This window comes from uncultured Bifidobacterium sp. (assembly GCF_949292005.1).
GTDB lineage: Bacteria > Actinomycetota > Actinomycetes > Actinomycetales > Bifidobacteriaceae > Bifidobacterium.
The window spans coordinates 1-22826 of record NZ_CASEXV010000065.1; the positions used below are offsets into that span (position 1 = coordinate 1).

The following is a 22826-nucleotide window of genomic DNA, read 5'->3' on the forward strand; positions in this document are numbered from 1 at the left end:
ACATCTTCTCATCATCACATCGTCAAGTCCTGCGGAGGGGAAGACCACGACGTGCATCAACATCGCGGCCGCTCTGGCCGAGGAGGGGAAGACGGTGCTCCTTATCGATGCGGATCTGAGGCATCCATCGGTCGCACGAGAATTGGATATCGAGGGTAACGTCGGACTGTGTCTCATATACTGTCGGCGCAGGCGACGCCGAGAGAGGTCGTCCAGCCGTATTGGCGGGCCAATCTGCACATACTCCCTTCGGGCCGTCGTGTCGCAAACGCGAGCATACTTCTCAATTCCGTTCTGATGACCGAGCTTATGGAACAGGCTCAGAAGCAGTATGACTATGTTTTGGTCGATACGGCCCCTATGTCGGTGTCCAATGACGCCGCTGTGTTCGGAAGAGTCGCCGATGGCATCATCATGGTTGTTGGACGCGATGTGGCGGACAAACGCGATCTGCGATCGATCGTCGAATCCTTCCATACGGCAAACGTCAAGATGTTGGGATTCATATTCAATTTTGCCAACCCCAAGAAGATTCATTCGAAGGATTATTACTACTATTCGGAGGAATCCACGACGGCCACGCATCGCGCCGGTTCATCGCGTGGGCGTCATGACAATAGCTGATCTATCATGAAGAATCGAATGATGGTAGACGACGGTCGGCAGTGGTCACCTACAACGGGCGACCGAGTGAATCGGTGGGATAGGCCGATTGCAGGTGATTCCATTCACGATAGGGATATTGTCGATTCCTCGTGGGATATTCCGCTCATCGACTTCGGTGCGGTGTCCTACCGACCGGCACCATCATCTGTTTCCACAGCGAAGCGTGACTCATCCGCACGCTCTCATTCGGCAAAGCATCCCGGGAGTCGTGGCTCGGTTATCGCGGGGCGAGTTCCTCGCATCGCCGCACATGCATCGGCTAAGCCCCGGCCGTCGCCCGTGAGAGAGTGGTGTACTGGTGTCGTTGCCGGTCTGGTCATTGCAGTAACCGGCGTGGTGGCGTTCCTTATCGTTCTTTGATGGCCGTCTGTGATCTACCGATGATTTCTGATTGCCCATATGTTGTTGTTGCCCAAGTTGTTGTGACGCGCTCCGCACTGTGATGGCAGTAACGGAGAGCACACTCGCAACAACGAAGCGTATGACATACGAGCCAAGACAGCCTGAATCATCCAGCTTCCCTCGGAGCGGTACCGCAGAGAAGTCCCGCAGATCAGTAGTAGCTGTTGGCGACCCAGAAGGTGTAGGCTCCCTGCACGCTGCCGTAGCGCTGGGCGCAGTAGCCCCAGAACCATTTGAGCTGGGTCTGGTAGTTCGTGGCCCAATCCGATCCGGCGGAGGCCATCTTGCTGCCCGGAAGCGCCTGGGGAAGCCCGTATGCTCCGCTGGGGTTCGACGCGTTGACGCGCCATCCGGACTCGTGGTTGATGATGTAGACAGTCGCGGTGAAGTCGGCCTCGGTGTAGCCGTTTGCAAGCATGTACTTGTGAGCCCAGGTCTGCATATCCCCGACAGGCGTGGTGGTGCCGATGTCGCTTGTCGTCGTGGATGACGACGAGGACGACGATGAAGACGAGCTGGTGCCGGTGCCCACAAGAATGACCTTGTTCACCGCGGCGGTTTTGACGTAGGACGTGAACACATTGGACTCAACCACTTTTGAGCCGGACTTGGTGACAAGACTCGTCGTGACCATGACGCCCTTCTTGCCTTCCGTCTGCACTTTCTCCGTCCCTTTGGGAAGAGAGGAGGTCTTTTTCCGGACGACGTTGTAGGCGATTGACGAGGTGCTCGTGGTCAGGTCCGCCGATGCGCGCGTGATCGTGATTGTGGTGGATTCCGATACCTTGGAGGTCAATGACGGAGAAACGGTGTCATGCGGGTCCAGGGTGATGTTTCCCGCGTCCAGAACAGATTTCACATTCGTGAAGTTGGTTCCGAGAACCACGCGGGATTGCCCATTGATCTTGACGGTCACCATGGCGGTTCCGGCCTTGAGATTCTTCAGGGCCTTGCGGTCGTAGCTGCGTGACACCTCAAGGGAGTTGGTGTCGGTGGCGGAGTAGGAGGTGACGGTGGACTGGGTCGATGAACCGCTCTGCTTGTAGAAGCCACGTGAAACGGCCATACCGGACACCAGAAGCCCCACTGTGGCGATTGTGGCCGCGATGCGAACCCATTGCTTCGCGCTCAACGCCGACAAAGTGGTGTTCTTTCTGCGGTGATTGGCCATTACTCTCCTTGATTGACCGTCCATGTACTCATATCGCGATGCCCCCGGTAGACGACCCAAGAGGGTGTCTGCCGTCAACATTGGCTGCACGACGCGGCTACCTGGTATACGCATCCGGCGACCATAGTAGTCCCACCCCGTCCGGACGCAAAATGGTCCGTTCCGGAGAAGTCCGGAACGGGCCATGCGTGATGCGCCTCAATCGGCGCTATTCCGCGTTGGACGACATGTCGAGATTGCGCGCCTGAGTGATGAGATCGTCAAGGTCCGCGGCCCGAAGCGCGCCGGCCTGTTTGAAGATGATCTGTCCCTTCTTGGCCACCATGAGGGTGGGGATCGAGCGGATTCCCGCGGCTCCCGCCAGCTCCTGGTTCTGGTCGACGTCTACCTTCGCGAACACGATGTCGGGGTTCTTTTCGCTGGCCTGTTCGAAGACGGGGCCGAACGCGCGGCAGGGGCCGCACCACGTAGCCCAGAAGTCAACGAATACGAGCTCGTTGTCCGTGATGGTTGTGTTGAATGTCTGCGTCGTTACGGCTTGGGTCGCCATTGAGGTGTCCTTTCGTTGCCTTCACGCACCATGGCCGGTCGATTCCCGCCGGCTCGATGCCCTTATGCGACCATCTTGCCACCATGTGGACCAAAAACCGTGGAATCCGCTCTCGGCACAGCAATATGAACGGCAACGAAACCGCAAAACAATGGGGGATAATGAAGTCATGCCAGTCCTGAATGATGAGGTGCCCGATGAGGGCGATTACGATGACGACCGCAGAGGCGGGGAATTCGATGGCATAACCCCCGAGGATTTCGTGAGGGGGTCGGGACGCGACAATCCGCCCGGATGGCTGTCGTCCTCGGACATCGACCGCATCCGCAGGCAGACCCCGATTCCTTACATCGAGGCGGTGCCCGTGCGCACCGATGATTTCGGTCGCGTGTCGGCCGTCGGATCGCTCCTGCGGGTGACCGACGATGGCTCGGTGACGCGCACACTCATTTCCGGACGGATTCTTTTCCACGAGACCATCCGTGAGGCCATAGTGCGCAATATATCCAAGGATCTGGGAGAGATCGCGCTGCCCCTCCTTCCCCAGAGTCCCGTCCCGTTCACTGTGGCCGAGTTCTTCCCCACTCCGGGTGTGTCCGAATTCTATGATCCGCGTCAGCATACCGTCGCGTTGTGCTATGTCGTGCCCATAGCGGGTGACTGCAAGCCGCAGGACGAGATGTTGGACGTCGAATGGACGGATCCATCCAGCGCACACATGGACGACGTCATTTCGCAGATGGGTGGAGGGCACGGAAGAATCGTCAGGCAGGCCCTCTCGTGGGCGGGTTTGTGACACCTTTGTTCGTGCGTCGTGGCTGACAGTGCCGAGAATGGCTTGTGGGCGAAAGGATGTTTGGGAGAAGTAAGGATATGCGAAACATGATCATTCATAACACCATTTATCGTGAAGCGTCGGTCGCGACTGGATCCCCACTTGTGCTTATCAACGCGTTTCCGGTCGACCACCGCATGTGGGACCGTTGCGCGGAGGTCGTCGTGGAGATGTCTGGGGGAAGGGACGGTGGGAGATACGCCGTATGGGCGCCCGATATGCCTGGATCGGGATCGTCGCCAGTGCCGGACCGTGAATCGACGGGACCTGTTGCCGGTGATGGATCGTACCCCCGTGCTCTGGATGCGCTCACCGATTCCTATGCTTCGCTGGTGGAGGACTCCGGATACTCCGGCGCCATCTGGGTCGGCCTTTCTATGGGAGGATATGTCGCCGCCAACATGCAGCGGCGTCATCCGGAGTTGGTCAAAGGCATCGCCCTGTGCGACACGCGCGTCGCCGTGGACGAGCCCCGTGCCAAGGCCGGTAGGCTGCGCTGCGCAGACGAGGCCGAGAGGCGTGGTGATGTCGCCCCGGTCATGCATTTCGCAGAGCCGCAGGAAGGCGATTCGTCGGTTAAGATGTCGTCCGCCTTCGTCGAGACGTTCGCCGGATGGATACGGGACCAGAGTCCGGAGGGAATCGCATGGCGTCAACGCATGGCCGCCGGACGACCCGACCTGACCGATCAACTCGCCACAATACGAGTCCCTGCGGCGGTCGTCGTCGGTGATCGTGATCCATCAAGCTCCATTCCGTCCATGAAGGACATCGCCAACGGCATGACATCAACCGCATGCTCGTTCACGGTTGTGGAGGATTGCGGGCATTTCAGCGCCGTTGAGCACCCGCGTGCGCTGGCACGTCAGCTGGTGAATCTCGTCGATCGGGTGAATCGCGCATGACCGTCGTCTCGCCCGTCGCGCTGACGCTGCCGCTGACGTTCCTTCCTCTCGCGCAGGGGGATGTCGACTACCAGGTCGACAAACGCTCCGACCCGCATCTTGTGGAGTCCGTGCTCGCCGATCCCCGGACCATGGTCGTCGTCGTTTCGGCCGGTCGGCTGGCGGTTCCGAAAGGACAGCGGAACCTCGCGTACATGAGCTCAGCCCGCATGAGGCTGGCGTCCATACCCGGATCCTATGCCGCCTCGTCCCTTGCGTACGAGAGTGGAATCACATGGATATATCTGGGCTCCTACCATCACGGCTCCGAGCGTCGGATGGTCGTCGCCGCGGACGTGCGTGGGACCGACGACTGCGTATCGGCTGCATCCGAATCGATTATCGACCGGATGAGGGCGGGCTTCGAGTGGGTGGATCTGAGATTGTTCGCGCCCCATGCGTCGGCGCATCAAGCCGGAATCGCCACAACCATCAGCTCTCTGAGCATCTGGCACGACAGACAGCGCTTCTGCCCCATATGTGGCTCGCCGGTGGATGCGTTCCTCGCAGGATGGGCGCAGCGGTGCCGCGGGAACGGGCGACATGTGCTGTTTCCGCGGGTCGAGCCGGCCGTCATCACATTGATCGTGGACGCTCGCGGACGCATCCTTCTTCAACATAACGCCGCTTGGGATGACGATCGGTTGTATTCCGTGTCGGCGGGATTCGTGGAGGCGGGGGAGAACCTTGAACACGCCTGCCGTCGGGAGGCGAGCGAGGAAACGGGCGTGACGTTGGGGGACGTCCGTTATCTGGGTTCACAACCATGGCCTTATCCGGCGTCTCTGATGACGGCGTTCACCAGTCAGGCGGTGGGGACGGACATCCACGTTGATGGCGACGAGACGCTGCGGGCCGAGTGGTTGACGAGGGATGACTACACCATGCGACTGGCTTCGGGAGGCATGATTCCTCCGGGGAAGGCCACCATCGCGCGGTACATGATCGAACAATGGTACGGTCGGGAATTGGACTGACCGGTGACCCGGACGGAGGACCACATGACGAGCGATCCAGACGACGATCTTGACCATGATGATCTTGGTGGCGATGGCGATGGCGATGGCGATCTGTTCCTCGCGTCCGTGGCCGACGTCACCGACAGCGAGGTCGAGGACCGCCGTGAGGATAAAGGGCAGACCGTCTGGCTCATCGTGTTCTTCATCGTGTGCGGCCTGTGCGCGGTCGTGGCGGTGGCCGGATACCATATGGCCGAATCCCATTACCGCGACAGGGCTTTGCCCGGCGTGACATTCGCGGGCGCTTCGGTGTCGGGGAAGACGTCATCCGAGCTGACGGCGCTGGTGAAGCGGACGGCCGCATCCACCGGTCTGAGGCTCACCGACAGCAAGGGAAAGACGGTGAAGGCCAGTCTGGGCAACCTTGGCGTCACCGTGAACGTGGATTCAACGGTGAAGGCGTTGTTGGCCGCCAAAAGGGATGAAAGCCCGTTCGTCTGGTACCTTCCGTTCTGGCGTCAATCCGTGGGACTGAAGTCCTCGACGACCGAGACGACGTTGACGGACTATCTGACGCGTCGCTTTGTCGCCAAGGCGAACCGTCCCAAGGCGTCCACCATCAGCTACGACAAGTCGGTCAAGGCGTTCGTGGTCAATGGGGGAACTCCGGGAACCGTGCCGCAGACCGAGGTTATCAAGGATGCGATCGACGAGGTGGCCGACGATCCCGGAACGTTCCTGAGCGTCAGTTTCAGGTATGAGACTGGAGAGATGCCGGTGTCCATCGAGGAGGCCACAAAGGTCGCGGCGAAGGCGAACTCGCGTCTGTCCCTTTCGCTGAAGATCACCGGCAATGGCCATGAGCTGAAGGTTGATGGGTCGACCATCGCGGCGTGGACGACGACGACGCAGAACCTGAAAAAAGGCACGATCGACATCACCTATGACGAGGATCTGATCAAGGCGTATCTTGACAAGCAGCTTCCAGCCAAAATCGGCAAGACCCTCGTGAACGAGAAGGACATCGTCGATGGCGATGGTAAGAAGGTTATGGTGGATGTCGTGGGAGTCGATGGTGTCACGGTCACCAACGCCGACGATCTCGCCCAGTCCCTTCATGACGCGCTTTCCAGTGGCCAGTCCGCGACCCTTCAGGCGACGACAAGCACCACAAAGCATGGTGTCACCACGGTGGTGGTCGATGTGAGGATCGTTGTGGATCTGTCGAAGCAGACTCTCACCGTGTACAAGGGATCGACCAAGGCCGCGCAGTTCCTTGTTTCTGTTGGGAAGTCAGCGGTGGTCTCGACCTCTGATAAAAGCTATGTCACGAAAACGGCGAAGTCGGCTAACATCACCGTGTCCTCGGGATCGGCATCGTCGGGTTCATCCTCGCCCAACGGATCATCGAGTTCGTCGGGCTCCTCCAAATCCACGGCAAAAGGAACGTGGGTGACGTATTTCGGATCGTCCCAGGCGTTCCTGTCCGCGTCGTGGAGCGATGACGGCATAGCCAAAGGGAACCCCTCGTCCTCGCCGTCCTCGCCGTTCGTCGACATGTACGAATCCGACGCCCAGTGGGTCTACACCAACTGTCCCAAAGGCACCCGAGTGCAGTTCACCGGGTCGGTGCCGAGCTCATCCGTGAGATAGCCGATACCGCGTGGGAAGCGACACTCCTCCACACCGGTTTCGGGAGTGCCCGCGGGTGGGTGGCCGCGCTATTCTGGAGCACATGAGCACACATGACACGGATCGGCCAGCGCGCGTCGATATCCCAGAGCAGTTGAGCTATTCCGAGGAGCACGCGTGGGTCGACGATTCCGTAGACCCGGCGGTGGTGGGAATCACCGAATACGCTGCCGACCAACTCGGCGATCTTGTCTACGTCGATCTTCCGGAGATCGGCGACAGGGTGCAGGCGGGCGACGAGATCGTGGAGTTGGAATCATCGAAGGCCGTCCAGCCCTTGGTCAGTCCGGTGGCGGGAACAGTTCGTGCGGTGAACTCGGAGGCGGTGGACGATCCCGCCATCGTGAACAATGATCCTTATGGTGAGGGCTGGCTCATCAAAGTCGCCCTTGACGACGATCAGCCTGGCATGCTCACATCCGATGACTACGCGCGCATAATCCAGAACTGAGCGAGAGGAGCGTCGGCGTCGTGAAGTCAAAACCCGAGGCGTCCGATGACATGCCCACCGTGCCGATTCCGGCCCGGCGGGTGATGACCATATTCGATGCCGCGTCGAAGCACGAGCGCATCGAGGTAAAACCTCCGCTGGTGAGATTCGTCCGCCGTGCCATCACCAGAGTCTTCGGCGTCTGGCTCCGAGCGTCGACCTTTTTCGTGACGAGTATGGGGTGGCGTGAGTGTGTGGAGCCCTATGTCGGTTACGGGACCGACGATTACTCGCGTCTTGTGTGCCGGACGGTGTACGGTCCGGCCCGGCGTCAGGCCGGCATGGCCAACCGGGGGATACGCGGGATGCTTGCCGTTCCGGCCCCCCGCGTCCGCGTGCAGATAGCGATTGATCGTGTTCCCGTCGAAACGGTCCAGATCGGTTCGTCCGAGGTGTACGACAAAATCGATTCCCTTTCCCGCACCAGCAGCATCTACGCGGCGTCGGACGCGGCCGGATACCTCGATCTCGTCGCCGAACGCCGTCTGTCTCCGGGCGTGCATGACGTCTCATATCGGGTTCCCGGACGAAGACCCGTGCGTGCCAACCTTTTCACCATCGCTCCGGGCACTCCCGTGGGCGTGATATCGGATGTCGATGACACGATCATGGTCACGCAGGCCCCGACACTGTGGAAGGCCGCGTACAACCTGCTGATCCTCAATCCGCGCAAGCGCGTGGCCGTTCCCGGAATGGGGGCGCTGTTCGCTAGGATCGAGGACATCTTTCCCGAAGCGCCCTTCTTCTACCTCTCCACATCCCCGTGGAACGTCGAGAGCTCCATAAGGCATTTCATCGCCGATCATGGATACCCGCAGGGGCCGCTGTTGCTGCGGGACCTCGACCCGCGGCCTAAGACCTTCGTTCCGACGGGCGTGCAGCACAAACTCGAGTTCGCCGAACAGCTCATGGCCGATTTCCCATCGATGAGGTTCATCCTCATCGGGGATGATGGGCAGCGTGACCCCACCACGTACGCCACCATCGCACGGAGATATCCGGGTAGGGTTCTTGCCATCGGCATCAGGCAGCTCAGTCCGCGGGAGGCTGCTCCTTGGGGAGCCATGTCCGGGCTGACGTCCACACAGCCGGTTCCGGTGACGGATGTTCCCGTGTTCACCGGAACGACCGGCGCCAATCTGATGTCGACGATGATTCCCTACCTGCGGCAGTTCCGCTGACGCATCGGACGCTCGGCGCCTTGATGCATACAATGGCCGTCATGACGAATGAGCATCAGCGAGAGGATTTCATGACGTATGGCATCAAGGCGCCCGGAGCCGGGACGGATGACGGGGCGACGCGGCATGCGGCGGTTTCTCCTGATGCGCCGGTCCCTCCCAAGGCGCCCGTCCGACCCAAGGTCAGGGTGCATCATGGAGACGCCTTCTCGGATCCGTATGAGTGGATGAGGGATGTGGACGATCAGGCCGTGGCTGACTATGTGCGGGCCGAGAACGATTACTGCCTGAAAAGGACGGCGCATCTCGCAGGTTTGAGAACGACGCTGTACGACGAGATACGTTCGCATGTCCAGGAGACCGACATGTCGGTGCCCATGCGGATGGATGGGTATTGGTATGTGGCGCGCACGGTGGAGGGCCGCGACTACGCCGTCCAATGCCGGGTGCCGGTGAAGTCCGCCGACGACTGGGATCCGCCGGTCATCGATCCCTGTTCGAAGCCCGGATCGTTCCCGGGCGAGGAGATCATATTCGATGCGAACGCCGAGGCCAAAGGCCACGATTTCTTCCGTCTGGGCGGAATGGACATCAGCCGTGACGGCCGATGGATGCTGTATGGAGTGGATGTCACGGGTGGTGAGAGGTACGACTTCCGCATCCGTGATCTGACGACGGGCGAGGATCTCCCGGACCTTCTGCGAGGCGTCGGCGGCGCTTGCCTCACGCCTGACGGGGAATGGGTGTTCTCGGTCGAGCTTGATGATGCGTGGCGCCCCTGTGCGGTGTGGCGGCACCGGGTTGGGTCTCCCTCCAGCGCCGATGTTGAGGTGTATCGGGAGAAGGACGAACGGTTCTGGGTGTCGGTGGGGATGAGCTTCGATGAGTCCCTGATCGTCATCGGGGTGGATTCCAAAACGACATCCGAGATGTTGACCCTCGACGTCCGCGACCCCGAGGGTGCGTTCGAGGTGTTCGTGCCACGAAGCGATGGCACGGAATACAGCGCGGAGTTCTCGACGCTGGAGGGTGCCGGAGAGGGCGGCGTCGACGTTCCCATCGCGGTGGTCTACCACAACGCGGTCAATCCCAATTTTGAGATCGACGTGGTCGACATGCGCTCGCATCATCCTCCCTTCCGCCTGGGCGAGGGAGTCGTCATCGCCCAGGGGTCGCCCTACGGATGCGAGAGGGGCGATGCGGTGGTTGCGGGCGCCTCGGCGCTTCCGGCCGGAACGGCATATGACGATCCACACAATCCCGAGGTGCTGAGGGGACGGCATGGGTTGACGATCGAGGGCATGTCCGTCCGCCGTGGCTATGTGGTCCTGTCGTATCGGGCCGAGGGGCTTCCTCATATCGCCGTGATACCGAAGGACGACGCGGCCGAGGATTACCGAAAGTCGAATCCATGGCGCTTCCGTGAGATGAGTATTCCCGGACTGGCCGGAGATGTGACGGGAGAGGGGGAGCGGCGGCTCTATTCCGTGGGGATGTCGGGTAATCCTTCGTATGATGACCCGCATCTGAGATATTCCTTCGCGTCGTTGACCCGGCCCGCCGAGCTGCACGAGTATGATCCCCGCACGGACGTTGACACGCTTCTCAAGCGGGTTGACGTTCCCGGCGGATTCGATGCCAGACGTTATGCCGAGCGACGTGTGTGGGTCGATGCCCGCGATGGGGAGCGCATCCCGGTGTCCTTGGCGTGGAGACGCGATCTGCTCGACGGAGGGCGGAGAAAGGATGGGTCTCCGGCTCCCATGTTCATCACCGGATATGGCGCCTATGAGATAAGTTCTGATCCTGGATTCTCGGTGTCACGGCTAAATTTTCTCGATCGCGGCGTGCTGTATGCCGTGGTGCACGTCCGTGGCGGAGGGGAGATGGGGCGCGCATGGTATGAGCAGGGGCGGAGGTTGAACAAACGCCATACATTCGAGGATTTTGTCGACGCCACGCGATGGCTTCATGGCCGTGGCTGGGGGGAATCCGGCACCACGGTTGCCAACGGTGGCTCCGCGGGAGGCCTGCTCATGGGCGCGGTCGCGAATATGGATCCGCGGTCGTACGCGGGCATCGAGGCGGACGTGCCATTCGTCGATGCGTTGACCTCGATATTGGATCCGTCCCTTCCCCTGACTGTGACCGAATGGGATGAATGGGGGGATCCCCTGCATGACGAGGACGTCTACCGATACATGAAATCGTATTCGCCGTATGAGAACGCGCCGACCACCGCCCAGGACGCGGCGGGATTCCCCCGTATCTTGGTGACGTCGTCCATGAACGACACCAGGGTTCTGGTCGTCGAACCGCTCAAATGGGTGGCGCGCTTGCAGGCGGCCGGAGTCGACGCGATGGAGAGGATTGAGGTGGAGGCCGGACATGGTGGGGCGTCCGGCAGATATAGGCAGTGGGAGGAGCTCTCGTTCGAGAACGCCTGGTGTCTGGACGTCATGGGCATCACTGATTGACGGACGTGGGGGAAGGATCTCCGGTCGGGAGCGGTGGGGACATCGTGTTGCCGCGTCCATTTTCTGGACCGCTCCGTGGACACCCTTGTGAACGCGAGTAGTCTGCCGAGCTATGGTCACTGATAAGAAGACGTTGAACATCGCGGTCATCCCCGGAGACGGAATCGGCAAGGAAGTCACGCCGGTCGCCCAAGCGGCGCTGGACAAAGCCATCGACGGCATGGCCGACGTCAATTACGAGGCCTTCGATCTCGGCGCGGAACGCTATCTGCGCGATGGGCAGATTCTGCCGGACGAGGATCTGGAGCGGATCAAAGGCAAGGACGCGATTCTTCTTGGTGCGGTGGGGGATCCCCGTATCAAGGCCGGAATATTGGAGAGGGGACTCCTCCTGCGTCTGCGGTTCGCGCTTGACCAGTACGTCAATCTCAGGCCTTCCAAACTGTACCGAGGTGTGACGTCCCCACTTTCAGATCCCGGCGACATAGATTTCGTGGTGGTCCGCGAAGGGACGGAAGGCTTGTATTGCGGCGCGGGCGGGGCCATTCGCCGTGACACCCCCGCGGAGGTGGCCACCGAGGTGTCCATCAACACTGCGTACGGAGTCGAAAGGGTGGTCCGGTACGCCTTCCAGCTCGCCATGCGCAGGCGCCGTCATGTGACCCTTGTCCATAAGAAGAACGTATTGGTGAACGCAGGTGACATGTGGCAGCGCATAGTCGACCGGGTGGCCGAGGAATATCCGGAGGTCTCGCACGACTATCTCCACATCGACGCCGCGACGATATTCCTCGTGTCGAATCCCTCGCGATTCGACGTGATCCTCACCGACAACCTGTTCGGGGACATCCTTACCGATGAGGCCGGCGCGGTCGTCGGCGGCGTCGGATATTCGGCGTCGGGATGCATCAACGCATCGAACGAGTATCCTTCCATGTTCGAGCCGATTCATGGTTCCGCTCCGGACATCGCAGGAAAGGGGATCGCGAATCCAACCGCGGCCGTTCTGTCCTCCGCGATGCTGCTGAGGCATGTGGGATTCGATGGTCCCGCCGACACGATAGACAGGGCCGTCGAGGCCGACATCGAGTCGTTGGGATCCACCGTCCGCACAACCGATCAGGTGGCTGCCGATATCCTTGCGAGAATCTAGCGCGAGTTCGGCCCACGGCGGTGGTCGCGGCTGGGATGCGGATGGTTTATCGTTGACTTATGAGCGAATTTACCGGTCCCGGTTCCTCGAATGGTTCGAATCCCCAACAGTATTCGTATGGGCAGCAGTACGGCGGCAATCCGCAGTATGGAAGCGGTCAGCAGTACTCAGGTAATCAGCAGTATGGCACGCCGTTTCCCGGACAGAATGCCGGACAGAATAGGGGAGGATTCCCCAACGGACAGAACGTTCCCGTTGGCTATGTTCCTCGGCAGAAGCTGGTGGCGGGTCTTCTGGCGATTTTTCTCGGCGGTCTGGGAGTGCATAATTTCTATCTGGGATACACAGGGAAGGCCGTTGCGCAATTGCTTCTGACAATCGTCGGCTCGATCGTGGTCGTGGGTCCCATTGTGGCAGGTATATGGGGTCTGATTGAGGGGATACTCATCCTCACATCCGATTGGGGATCCCCGTGGCATCGGGATGCCAGGGGCGTGGAACTCAGGGACTGACGGGTCGGTCCAGATTTCGTGTGAGTGCCGGATTGCGGGTAAGCGGAGGATGGTGTTCTGACGTGCGTGCGACATACAAGGTTCCTGGTGGCAAGCTTGTCGGAGTCGACGTCAACCTCTCGCCTGACGGCAAACCGTTGGCGTGCCATATAGATGGGGATTTCTTCATCGACACCCCATCGGATTCGTCGTCCCAAGCTCTTCTGGATGACCTGGCCGACGCCTTGGTCCGCGGAGAATCGTTATCGGACGCGCGTGCGAGGCATCCGGAGGTTCGATTGGTGGGCGCCGACGAGGATGCCATTGGGATCGCCTTCGATAGGGCGCTGGATGCGTCCCTGCGGCATGATTCTTCGCCGGCGTCAGTGGAATACGAGTCGCGTTCGGCTGTCGGGGCGTCGCGTCGCGTCGGAGACGGAATCCGTGGTGGTGTGTGGCGGCGGGAGCGTGCGGCGGCTCTGCGCGTCAGGGTCGTGCATGATCGTCCCCGCCCACCGCGGGAGCAGATGGATACGGATGAAGACTGGGCGCGTATGACTGCGGGCGGGGCCATGACGCCGACTTTGCGCTTTTGGGAATGGTCCGCTCCCGCCGTTGTGGTGGGACGCTACCAGTCGATTGACGCGGAGGTGAACGTCGAGGAGGCCGAGCGCGAGGGGTTCACCGTGGTACGACGCTGTACGGGGGGTGGTGCGATGTTCATCGAGCCGGGCAACACCATCACTTACTCGTTGATCGCCCCACTGGATTTCGTCGCTGGAATGTCCATTGAGGATTCATACAGGCTGTGTGACCAGTGGTTGATCGACGCCCTGAAGGCTTTGGGGATTGAGGCGTTTTTCTCCGGAGTGAACGATATCTCCTCCCCGCAGGGAAAGATCGGAGGGTCCGCGCAACGCCGGTTCCCCGCCCGTGATGGTGGCCCAGGGGCTGTGCTGCATCATGTGACGCTCGCCTATGACATCGATGCGCGGGCCATGGCCCGAATCCTGACGCCGTCAGCGGAGAAGCTCGCAGACAAGGCCGTGAGATCCGCGGCGAAACGCGTGGATCCGATGCGATCTCAGACAGGTATGTCGCGCGACGAGGTGATTCGTCATCTTGCAAGGTCCGCATCCTCCTTCTTTCAGGCGGTACAATGATGCGGGGTCAAGGACGATCCACAGTGCGGAAGAGTCGGGAGGGGCGATGTCCACGCTGAAGCCAAACGCCATTCCCGACGAGGACGACGGAAACGCGCTGCTGCACACCGCTCTGTTCAAGCAGGTTCCGGTGGACCAGTCGCGTGAGCTTCTGTCGCATCTTCGACGTCGGACATGCGACAAAGGGGATTTCATCTTCCGCGAGGGGGATACGGATCAGCGCATGTATCTTTTGGAGCGTGGCCGGGTCAAGCTTATTCGGCAATCGTCCGACAGCAGAGTCCAGCTTCTGAGCATCCACGCCCATGGCGAGGTGCTGGGTGAGATACCGGTGTTCGACCCCGCCGGAGGTCCCCGCACCGCGTCGGCGGTGGCCATGTCGAATACGACCCAGGTCGCATGGTTGGAGCATGACGTTCTTTTCGACTGGATAAACCAGCATCCCCGTGTGGCGGTCGACATGCTGCAAGTGCTGGCGAACCGCATGCGGGCCAACAACGAGCGCATATCCGATCTGGTGTTCATGGATGTCCCCGGCCGACTTGCGAAGACGCTTATCAATCTGGGCGAACGATTCGGCCGGCCCGTGGAGGCAGGAATTCTCGTTCCTCATGATCTCACGCAGGAAGAGATGGCCCAACTGGTGGGATCCTCGCGCGAGACGGTGAACAAGGCTCTTATGGATTTCGCCGGCCGCGGATGGATCGCGCGTGACGGTCGTTCCATCATCATCTACCAGCCGGGCATGCTGATCCGCCGAGCCAGACGATAGCTACTCAGGAATCGTTCGGCAATCGTCGGGAAGCCGTTCCATTCCTCTTAAGGTTGTGATGAATTGGGGTCAGGGGGCCCCGCAATCTGTTTTTTTCGTAGGCTGTCGGTCATAGAATGGTCAGCATGCCCAAGAAGAAGAGTTCCCTGACCCTCAAGCGCGTGCTCGCGCTCCTTCTCGCCTACGTGATGCTCTGCTTCGCGGGAGGGGTCGTGACCAGCCTGCTGCTGCTTCCCGCGGCCGTGGCCGTCAACAATACGGTGAAAGCGACTCTGCCGTCGCTGTCTGTTGAGGGCATTGATTTCGACGTGACAAGCCTTCCACAGAAGTCCACGATCTACGCGTCGGACGGCAAAACCGTCATAGCGTCGTTCTACGCGCAGAACCGTGAGGTCGTTCCGATCAAGAACATATCCTCGTACATGCAGAAGGCCGTGGTGGCTCGAGAGGACAAGCGCTTCTTCGAACACAACGGCGTCGACGTCCAGGGCGTTCTCAGGGCGTTCGTGCAGACATACGTCAAAAAGGGCGACACCCAGGGTGGATCGACACTGACGCAGCAGTACGTCAAGAACGTGCTCCTTGTCCAGGCGCAGGAAGACAACGATCCGATCGCCGAATACAACGCATCCGAGGACACCGTCGCGCGAAAGATCCGCGAGATGCTCATAGCCGTGCAGATGGAGCGCAAGTACACGAAGGCGGAGATCCTGCAGGGCTATCTCAACATCGCCCAGTTCGGACGGAACAGTCTCTATGGCGTGGAAACCGCGGCGAAACGATACTTCAACGTCAGCGCCAAGGATCTCAATGTGGTCCAGTCTGCGACCATAGCCGCAATCACGAAGAACCCCACTCAATACGATCCCTCGGTCAAATCCAATCAGGCGGCGGCCGAGAAGCAGCGCAACATAGTCCTCGACCTCATGTACCAGCAGGGCTACATCACCAAGAAACAGCATGACGAGGCCAAGGCCACACCTTTGGTCAAGACGTTGAACATCCAGTCGGTCGAAGTGAACTCAGGTTGCCAGTCGGCGGGCGACTCGGCGTACTTCTGCGACTATGTCACCAACAAGATCCTCAATTCGACCGAGTTCGGGAAGACCCGCGCCGAACGTGTGCGTCTGCTCAACCAGGGCGGGCTCAAAATCTACAGCACCATGGACGTCAACGCCAACTCCGCCGCCATGAAGACGGCGCGGGAGACCATTCCCGTCAATGATTCCAGCGGCTTTGAGGTGGTGATAGCGGCCATTCAGCCAGGTACGGGCAAAGTGCTGGGCTTTGGCATCAACCGAACGTATGATGCCACCGATGCCGCGAGAACCGATTCCACGAAGACGGCGATCAACTATGCCGTGGATGAGGACGACGGAGGGGGGCAGGGATTCCCCGTGGGCTCCACATGGAAACCCATCAACATGGTCGCGTGGATGCTCGCGGGTCATTCCATCAATGAGTCGCTGACCACGTCCACCGTGTACAACCTGAGCAAGTTCAACTGCGGCACGCACAAGTTCTCCGGGTATTGGTCGGTGCACAACGTGAACGGCTACACCGTCAGCCCCGAATCCCCATTCCTCGCACTCGTGCGCTCGCACAACACGACCCAGGCGTCCATGGCCTCCACAATAGGGCTGTGCGCGATCGCCAACACCGCGAAGACGCTGGGATACCACAACTCGCCTTCCGGCGAGGAGGACATCTACTCGGACATCTCCTTCAACGCCCCGATGGTGATTGGAGCCGTTCAGGCGTCGCCGCTCAGCATGGCGAACGTCTATGCAACGATCGCGGCCAACGGCGTCGAGTGCACTCCCATCGCGATGACCAAGGTTCTTGACAGCTCGGGCAATCAGCTCAAGGTCCCCAGCGCCAACTGCCATCAGGCGATTTCGTCCGAGGTCGCGCAGACGACGGCCTATGCGATGAATCAGGGCGTGGTGCGGTCCGATGGTGTGGCGAAGTCCACGCAGCTGGACAATAACCGCAAAACCTTCGCGAAAACCGGAACCAACGAGGAGAACTATATGCTCACGGGCGGCTTTGTGCCGCAGGTGGCCTCATTCGTGGCGGTTGGCAACGCCGAATACCAGGTCGACTTCACAGGCAAGACGATCAATGGCGTCACGCATTCCACATGGTACGGCGAGTACATAGCCGCCCCGGCGTGGAAGAAGTTCATGGACACGTATCTCAAGGCGGCGAACATCAGTGTGGACAACAACTATGGCACTCCGGCGTCGAAGTTCCTGACGACCTCATCGAGCACAAGTTAACAATTCACCGGATGTCCATCCTCTCCACCGATATTCTCCGTGGATGATGACCGAAGCACACCTACAATGGATGGTGGATGCGACGGCGTCGTGAAGGGAGATCGCAATGAGCGCGACAAAGCATGCGGCGGAGGGGATGGATTCCGGCGAGGGCATGATTCACAGGACGAAGGGCGTGGGGCTTTTCGATCCCCTGACCATTCGCGGGGTGACGGCCCGCAACCGCATCTGGCTGCCTCCGATGGACATGTACTCGGTGTTCGCGCGCGACGGGAAGCCCACCCCGTTCCATTACCAGCATTATGTCTCCAGGGCGATGGGCGGGTTCGGACTGATTATCGCGGAGTCCACGGCGGTTTCTCCCGAAGGTCGGATATCGCCGTGTGATGTGGGACTCTGGAATGACGACCAAGTGGAGGCATGGCGCTGGATTGTCCGCGATGTGAGGGATGCGGGCGCCGTCATGGGCGTCCAGCTCAACCACGCGGGCCGTAAGGGTTCGACCGGGTGCGTTCCCACAGGACATATCGCGGATAGCGTCCCGCTCGAGGAGGGCGGATGGGCCACGGTCGCGCCCAGCGCCGAGGCGTATGGACGGTATGCCGTTCCCCGCGAGCTGACCGCCGCGGAGATCGACGGGATCGTCGATGATTTCACGGCCGCGGCCCGTCGGGCGGTGTCTGCAGGATTCCAGTTCATTGAATTGCATGGGGCGCACGGATATTTGATCTCCCAGTTCCTTGATCCTTTGATCAATCATCGGGATGATGAGTATGGCGGTGGGCTGGAGGGCCGCTCGTTGTTCCTGATGCGGGTCGTCGATGCGGTGAGGGCCGCGATTCCTGATGACATACCGTTGTTTGTGCGTCTGTCCGCCACTGATTGGGCGGCTGGGGGTTGGGATCTGACGCAGACGGTCGAACTGTCCCGTGCCCTCAAGTCGCATGGGGTCGATCTTGTGGACGTGTCGACGGGCGGACTGGTTCCCGGGGTCAGTGTTCCGGTCGAACCGGGATATCAGGTGCCATTCGCGCGGAAGGTCCGTCGAGGTGCGGATATTCCCGTCACTGCTGTGGGGCTGATCACCAAGCCGAAGCAGGCCAACAAGATCATCCGAAACCATGAGGCGGACGCCGTGGAGATCGGCAGGGCGGCGTTGCGCGATCCATACTGGCCGTTGCGCGCCGCGCACAAACTGGGCGTGGACGTCAAAGACGCCCCATATCCCTTCCCCTACGTTCGTGGAGCCTTCTGAACCCATACGGATCTGCGGATTCCTGTCACCTTTGTTGTGTCGCCGTTGCCGCTCTCGTGTCAATCGGGTTCTCTGCGTTCTCAATCGGGACACGCCATGGCGCGGTGTAGGTGGGGTGCCGCCAACCGTGGCAATGGCGCATCAGCGTGGACGCGTCATGCGTCGATGCCGACGGCCTGAGAGACGCGGTCAAAACCGTCGCGTCTGAGAAGATTGGCCAGACCCCGCTTGAGAACGGTGATCTGCTGTGGGCCCCGGTACATCAGCGAGGAGATGAACATGACAAGCGAGGATCCGGAGCGGATCTTCTCATACGCCTGCTCGGGAGTGAAGACACCGCCGACTCCCGCGATGGCGAAACGGTGGCCGAATTCGCGATAGGTGCGCCTGATAAGCGCGTTTCCGCCGGCGAAGGTGGGGGATCCCGACAAACCTCCCAGCCATTCCCGGGGAACCGACAGTCCCTGACGGTCCTTTCGTAGGTTGCATAGTGTCACGCCCTGGACGTTGTGGCCGGAGAGGACGTCGAGAAGCTCCTTGAAGCGTGGCCAAGGAAGGTCGTAGGGCATCTTCACCAGCGTCGGCTGCTCCCGTTCCACGGTGTCGAGCGTGGCGAAAAGACGGTCGAGGTTCTCGGGGTCGGAGGAGAACGGCTCGCCTGCCCGCGTGTTCGGACATGAGATGTTCACCTCCACCATCGCGGTCCTGTTGGCGGCGCGCTCCAAGGAGATCCGATAGTCCTCGATTCCCTCGTCCAGATCGCCCACCAGGTCGTCGTTCGTGCGGGCGATGGAGATGGAGACCTGCATCGAGCGCGACGCAGTCCAGGCATGCTCTGCGCGGCGGATGACCTTGTCGCTTCCGTCGTTGGCCAATCCCACATGGACGAGCATGGAGTCGTATTCCGGCAGCCTGTGGAACCAGGGACGGTCGTTGCCCGCGCAGGGGCGGGATGTGATCGATCCCACGGTTTCGAATCCGAATCCCGCGTGGTCGAGAACAGTGGCCATGTCGCAGTTCTTGTCGAGTCCGGCAGACAGTCCGAAGGGGTTCTCGAAGTCCACTCCCATAACGGTCGTCTCCAGCACCGGATCGGTGTAGTCGAGCATCTCGCGCAGAAGCCACATGAGGGGAGGATTCCGTCCCGTCGCGCGGCAGAATGAGATCATGCGCTCGTGTGCCTTGTCCGGCGGAATGTTGAAGACCATGCGGGGCTTGACCACGTGGCGGTATCCGAAGGTGAAGAGGTCCGTCGTCGCCTTGTTGACGGCATCATGCCAGAAATCGTTCGCAACAAATCCCATGTCTGTCATTGTCTCACTTTTTGCGGAGGATGGGGGCCGATGGCGATGTCCTTCAGCACGCGTTGGCGCTAGAGTGGAGACGTGAGCAAGACATCGGATCATGATTCGGCCGGGGACTCGGTGTGTGTGGTCATGCCGACGTATGACGAGCGCGAGAATCTTCGGGGAACGTTGTCCGGAATACGCTGGTTCGAGCCCCAGGTCGACGTGCTGGTGGTCGACGACTCTTCCCCCGATGGCACTGGCGATCTCGCCGATGAGATGGCCCATGCGGATGGACACATCCATGTTCTCCATAGGCGTGAGAAGCAGGGTCTGGGACCCGCGTATCTTGCGGGATTCGAATGGGCTCTGCAGCGGGGCTACGACATCGTCTGCGAGATGGACATGGACGGCTCGCACAGGCCGGCCGACCTTGTCCGTCTTCTTGATGCCATGCGGCGTGACAGGGTGGTGGATCTGGTCATCGGTTCCCGGCGTGTTCGCTCGGGTGGAACGCAGGGATGGCCATGGTACCGCGATCTCATATCGCGGGGAGGCTCGTGGTATGCGCGCGCGATGCTTGGCGTTGGCGTGCGCGACATGACGGCTGGATTCCGGGCGTACAGGGCTCCTATGCTGCGCAGGGTGACGCGAGATGTTGTTCGGTCGAACGGATACGTGTTCCAGATTGACATGACCCGTCGTGTCGCCGCGGAAGGTGGGAGGGTAGTCGAGGTGCCGATTCTGTTCATGCAGCGGACGCGGGGCCGGTCGAAGATGGACTCGGAGATCGTCAGGGAGGCGATGGTTCGGGTCACGCAGTGGGGCTTGGAACGGCGCTTCACGGGGCGTGCGGGGGAAAAGGGTTCGTCGTCCCCTCGAGAGTAGCGGGAAGTTTGATTTTGCGCGGAGATGTGCGATAATGTTCAGGTGATTTCTTCGCAACGACAGCATCTCATCCTCAGCAGGCTGCGCACGCGCGGCGCCGTGCGCATCACGGCCCTGTCGCAGGAATTGGGCGTCTCCGCCATGACGATTCGTCGCGACATCGCGGAACTCGCAGACAAAGGTCTTCTTAAACGGGTCCATGGTGGGGCCATCAGCACGAGCACGCTTCTCAGCGAGCCGTTGTTCTCAGTCAAATCCCAGATGAATATGGGGCTCAAGGACGCGATCGCCCGTGCGGCGGTCGACGACGTCTCGCCCGGAGACGTCATCGCCATCGGAGGCGGGACCACCGCCTATGTCTTCGCTCAGCACCTTCTTGAATCGCAACGTTGCGAGGGCATCACCATACTCACCAACTCCATGCCAGTGGCCGAACTCGTCCAGGCCATCGAGTCCAAAGAGGTCGAAGTGATCGTCACGGGTGGGGTCATAACTCGCTCGAACGCGCTTGTTGGGCCCATCGCGGACAAAGTCGTCGCTTCCCTTCGCGTCAACACGGTTTTCTTGGGAACGCATTCGGTGTCGCTTCCGCGCGGATTCCTCATGCCCAACTCCCTTGAGGCCGCCACCGACATGGCGATGATGGACATCGCCGACCGCACCATCGTCATCACCGACCACACCAAGTGGAGCAGCACGTCATTGTCGTTGTTCGCCCGTTTCGATCAGGTCGACACGGTGATCACCGACAGTGGTCTCGCGCCTCATTCCATCGAGGAGACGCGGAAACTAATCAACAATCTTGTACTGGTCGATGTCGACCAGTGAGCTGGAAAAGGAGCACAGCAGACGTTACTGTCCACAAGGCGGGAAGTCCCGAATTCGTTCATTACAAACCAAGCGAGTACGCGCGGAGGAACATCCGCACCCCCCGTTCGGGCCGTTTTTCGTCCGGAATAGCGTATATAAACCCATACAACAATCAATGTATAACATGTGAATGATTGTGTTGAGTTTCTATACATGTGCAATTGACTGTGCTACTATTTCGTGCTACCATTATTGGTATGAGTTCCAAGCTGACGTTCGCGGCTTCGGCCGGTAAGCACGAATACATGGTAGAGGACGTGATGTATGCCTATCTGCACATCATCCGCATTCGACAGTTCGAGCATGACGGGGCCTTGTATATCAAGTTCACCGGGCGGCGTCATGGCGATCCGCTGGTGCCGAGCATCGAGGTGGAGATGAAGCGTCTGGCGGATGGCAGGGTGATCGTGTTCCACGTCAATGCGGAGCAGGGCACGTTCTGGGACAAGGACTGAAAGGAGTCGATGATGGCCGACAATGACGAGGTATGGCGCTGGGATGATTCCCAGGCCGTGGAGTATGAGGGCGACGCCGCACAGGCGCACGCCGATGAGATGCTGATGGAGACGACCGGCGCGGCCAGTCCCCAGGAGGCGGCGGACATGCTGCTCGGGCGTCCGAGCCTGGCCGAGCAGGGCAGGGAGAAGAGCGAGACCCTGCACTTCAAGGCGCCCGCATCGATGGCCGCATATGTGAAGGCGAAGCATAATCGCAGCGAGTACCTGCGCGAGCTGGTCGCGCGGGACATGCGGGAGCATGGCCGGCTGCGAACGGCTGTTCACTGATCACGCGTCGGGCGCGAAGGCGCACCGGCCCGAACTCGACCGCCTGCTCGATGTGATCCGCGACGGGGACACCCTGATCGTGTGGAAGCTCGACCGGCTGGGCAGGAGCGTGCAGAACCTCGTGGACCTCATGAACCTGCTGCAATCCAGGGGAGTGGGGTTCAGAAGCCTGACGGAGAACATGGACACCACCACGCCGGGAGGGGTGCTGATCTTCAACGTGTTCGCCGCGATGGCGCAGTTCGAACGCGACCTCATCCGGGAACGCACCACCGCAGGCTTGCAAGCAGTCAGGGCACGGGGACATGTGGGCGGCCGACCGTCAAAACTCAATGAGAAGAAACGTGCTCGGATCCGCGAACTCTACCAGGCCGGTGCACTCACCGTGCAGGAGATAGCCGATTAATACCAGGTCAGCAGGATGACCGTCTCCAGCAGTATAAAAGCATAACTAGCTACTTACATAGTTATGTAAGTAGCTAGTTATTCTGCTTTCGCTGTTGCCAACTCATCC

20 protein-coding genes and 2 pseudogenes are annotated in these 22826 nt (G+C 60.4%); 19 read left to right on the forward strand and 3 right to left on the reverse strand.

Translation table 11 applies throughout. The annotated features are described in order from the left end of the window. A pseudogene (locus Q1X90_RS04865) lies at positions 1–624 on the forward strand (CpsD/CapB family tyrosine-protein kinase); the annotation flags it as partial. Positions 625–1219: 595 nt separating this feature from the next. Here Q1X90_RS04865 and Q1X90_RS04870 read toward each other — a convergent pair. Continuing rightward, positions 1220–2239 carry a G5 domain-containing protein gene (locus Q1X90_RS04870; protein ID WP_300767115.1) on the reverse strand — a complete coding sequence of 340 codons (1020 nt, stop codon included), beginning with the start codon at positions 2237–2239 and terminating at the stop codon, positions 1220–1222. 208 nt (positions 2240–2447) lie between these two features. Next, positions 2448–2789, reverse strand: coding sequence for a thioredoxin (gene trxA / locus Q1X90_RS04875; RefSeq protein WP_300767117.1), 342 nt, complete (start codon positions 2787–2789; stop codon positions 2448–2450). A 169-nt stretch (positions 2790–2958) separates the two neighbouring features. Here trxA and Q1X90_RS04880 point away from each other — a divergent pair, with 169 nt between their 5' ends. From Q1X90_RS04880 to Q1X90_RS04940, 13 genes and pseudogenes are all read left to right on the forward strand, one after another. Continuing rightward, entirely contained in the window at positions 2959–3585 is a 627-nt protein-coding gene (locus tag Q1X90_RS04880; protein ID WP_300767119.1) for an NUDIX hydrolase family protein, read from the forward strand. Between the two features lie 86 nt (positions 3586–3671). Beyond that, complete coding sequence (locus tag Q1X90_RS04885) at positions 3672–4529, forward strand: alpha/beta hydrolase (RefSeq protein ID WP_300767121.1); 858 nt, start codon at positions 3672–3674, stop codon at positions 4527–4529. After that, positions 4526–5545, forward strand: coding sequence for an NAD(+) diphosphatase (gene nudC / locus Q1X90_RS04890; RefSeq protein ID WP_300767123.1), 1020 nt, complete (start codon positions 4526–4528; stop codon positions 5543–5545). Before Q1X90_RS04885 ends, nudC begins: the two co-directional genes overlap by 4 nt. Positions 5546–5569: 24 nt before the next feature. After that, positions 5570–7180 (forward strand): L,D-transpeptidase family protein, encoded by a 1611-nt coding sequence (locus tag Q1X90_RS04895; RefSeq protein ID WP_300767125.1) that lies wholly within the window; start codon positions 5570–5572, stop codon positions 7178–7180. Positions 7181–7262: 82 nt separating this feature from the next. After that, positions 7263–7670: a glycine cleavage system protein GcvH gene (gene gcvH / locus Q1X90_RS04900; RefSeq protein ID WP_300767127.1), complete on the forward strand. Its 408-nt coding sequence runs from the start codon at positions 7263–7265 to the stop codon at positions 7668–7670. Positions 7671–7720: 50 nt separating this feature from the next. Beyond that, entirely contained in the window at positions 7721–8890 is a 1170-nt protein-coding gene (locus Q1X90_RS04905) for an App1 family protein (RefSeq protein ID WP_300767148.1), read from the forward strand. Between the two features lie 41 nt (positions 8891–8931). Beyond that, positions 8932–11367: a S9 family peptidase gene (locus Q1X90_RS04910; protein WP_300767129.1), complete on the forward strand. Its 2436-nt coding sequence runs from the start codon at positions 8932–8934 to the stop codon at positions 11365–11367. A 112-nt stretch (positions 11368–11479) separates the two neighbouring features. Beyond that, positions 11480–12520: a 3-isopropylmalate dehydrogenase gene (locus Q1X90_RS04915; RefSeq protein ID WP_300767131.1), complete on the forward strand. Its 1041-nt coding sequence runs from the start codon at positions 11480–11482 to the stop codon at positions 12518–12520. A 239-nt stretch (positions 12521–12759) separates the two neighbouring features. Beyond that, a pseudogene (locus Q1X90_RS04920) lies at positions 12760–13032 on the forward strand (TM2 domain-containing protein); the annotation flags it as partial. Between the two features lie 62 nt (positions 13033–13094). Then, positions 13095–14174 (forward strand): lipoate--protein ligase family protein, encoded by a 1080-nt coding sequence (locus tag Q1X90_RS04925; RefSeq protein ID WP_300767133.1) that lies wholly within the window; start codon positions 13095–13097, stop codon positions 14172–14174. Between the two features lie 46 nt (positions 14175–14220). Further along, positions 14221–14946, forward strand: coding sequence for a Crp/Fnr family transcriptional regulator (locus Q1X90_RS04930; RefSeq protein ID WP_300767134.1), 726 nt, complete (start codon positions 14221–14223; stop codon positions 14944–14946). A 125-nt stretch (positions 14947–15071) separates the two neighbouring features. Next, positions 15072–17228, forward strand: coding sequence for a transglycosylase domain-containing protein (locus tag Q1X90_RS04935; protein WP_300767136.1), 2157 nt, complete (start codon positions 15072–15074; stop codon positions 17226–17228). 136 nt (positions 17229–17364) lie between these two features. After that, entirely contained in the window at positions 17365–18483 is a 1119-nt protein-coding gene (locus Q1X90_RS04940) for an NADH:flavin oxidoreductase/NADH oxidase (RefSeq protein WP_300767150.1), read from the forward strand. Positions 18484–18638: 155 nt separating this feature from the next. Here Q1X90_RS04940 and Q1X90_RS04945 read toward each other — a convergent pair whose 3' ends face one another. Further along, positions 18639–19787 carry a quinone-dependent dihydroorotate dehydrogenase gene (locus Q1X90_RS04945; RefSeq protein ID WP_300767138.1) on the reverse strand — a complete coding sequence of 383 codons (1149 nt, stop codon included), beginning with the start codon at positions 19785–19787 and terminating at the stop codon, positions 18639–18641. A 132-nt stretch (positions 19788–19919) separates the two neighbouring features. Here Q1X90_RS04945 and Q1X90_RS04950 point away from each other — a divergent pair, with 132 nt between their 5' ends. The 5 genes from Q1X90_RS04950 to Q1X90_RS04970 all read left to right on the forward strand — a co-directional run bounded on the left by Q1X90_RS04950 (position 19920) and on the right by Q1X90_RS04970 (position 22718). After that, complete coding sequence (locus Q1X90_RS04950; protein WP_300767152.1) at positions 19920–20657, forward strand: polyprenol monophosphomannose synthase; 738 nt, start codon at positions 19920–19922, stop codon at positions 20655–20657. A gap of 24 nt (positions 20658–20681) precedes the next feature. Beyond that, positions 20682–21485 carry a DeoR/GlpR family DNA-binding transcription regulator gene (locus tag Q1X90_RS04955; protein WP_300767140.1) on the forward strand — a complete coding sequence of 268 codons (804 nt, stop codon included), beginning with the start codon at positions 20682–20684 and terminating at the stop codon, positions 21483–21485. Between the two features lie 287 nt (positions 21486–21772). Further along, positions 21773–21982, forward strand: coding sequence for a hypothetical protein (locus Q1X90_RS04960; protein WP_300767142.1), 210 nt, complete (start codon positions 21773–21775; stop codon positions 21980–21982). 9 nt (positions 21983–21991) lie between these two features. Continuing rightward, positions 21992–22312 (forward strand): hypothetical protein, encoded by a 321-nt coding sequence (locus Q1X90_RS04965; RefSeq protein ID WP_300767144.1) that lies wholly within the window; start codon positions 21992–21994, stop codon positions 22310–22312. Further along, on the forward strand, positions 22284–22718 hold the full coding sequence (locus Q1X90_RS04970; protein ID WP_300767146.1) for a recombinase family protein: 435 nt from the start codon (positions 22284–22286) through the stop codon (positions 22716–22718). The genes Q1X90_RS04965 and Q1X90_RS04970 overlap by 29 nt, the downstream gene beginning before the upstream one ends. Positions 22719–22826 lie beyond the last annotated feature (108 nt).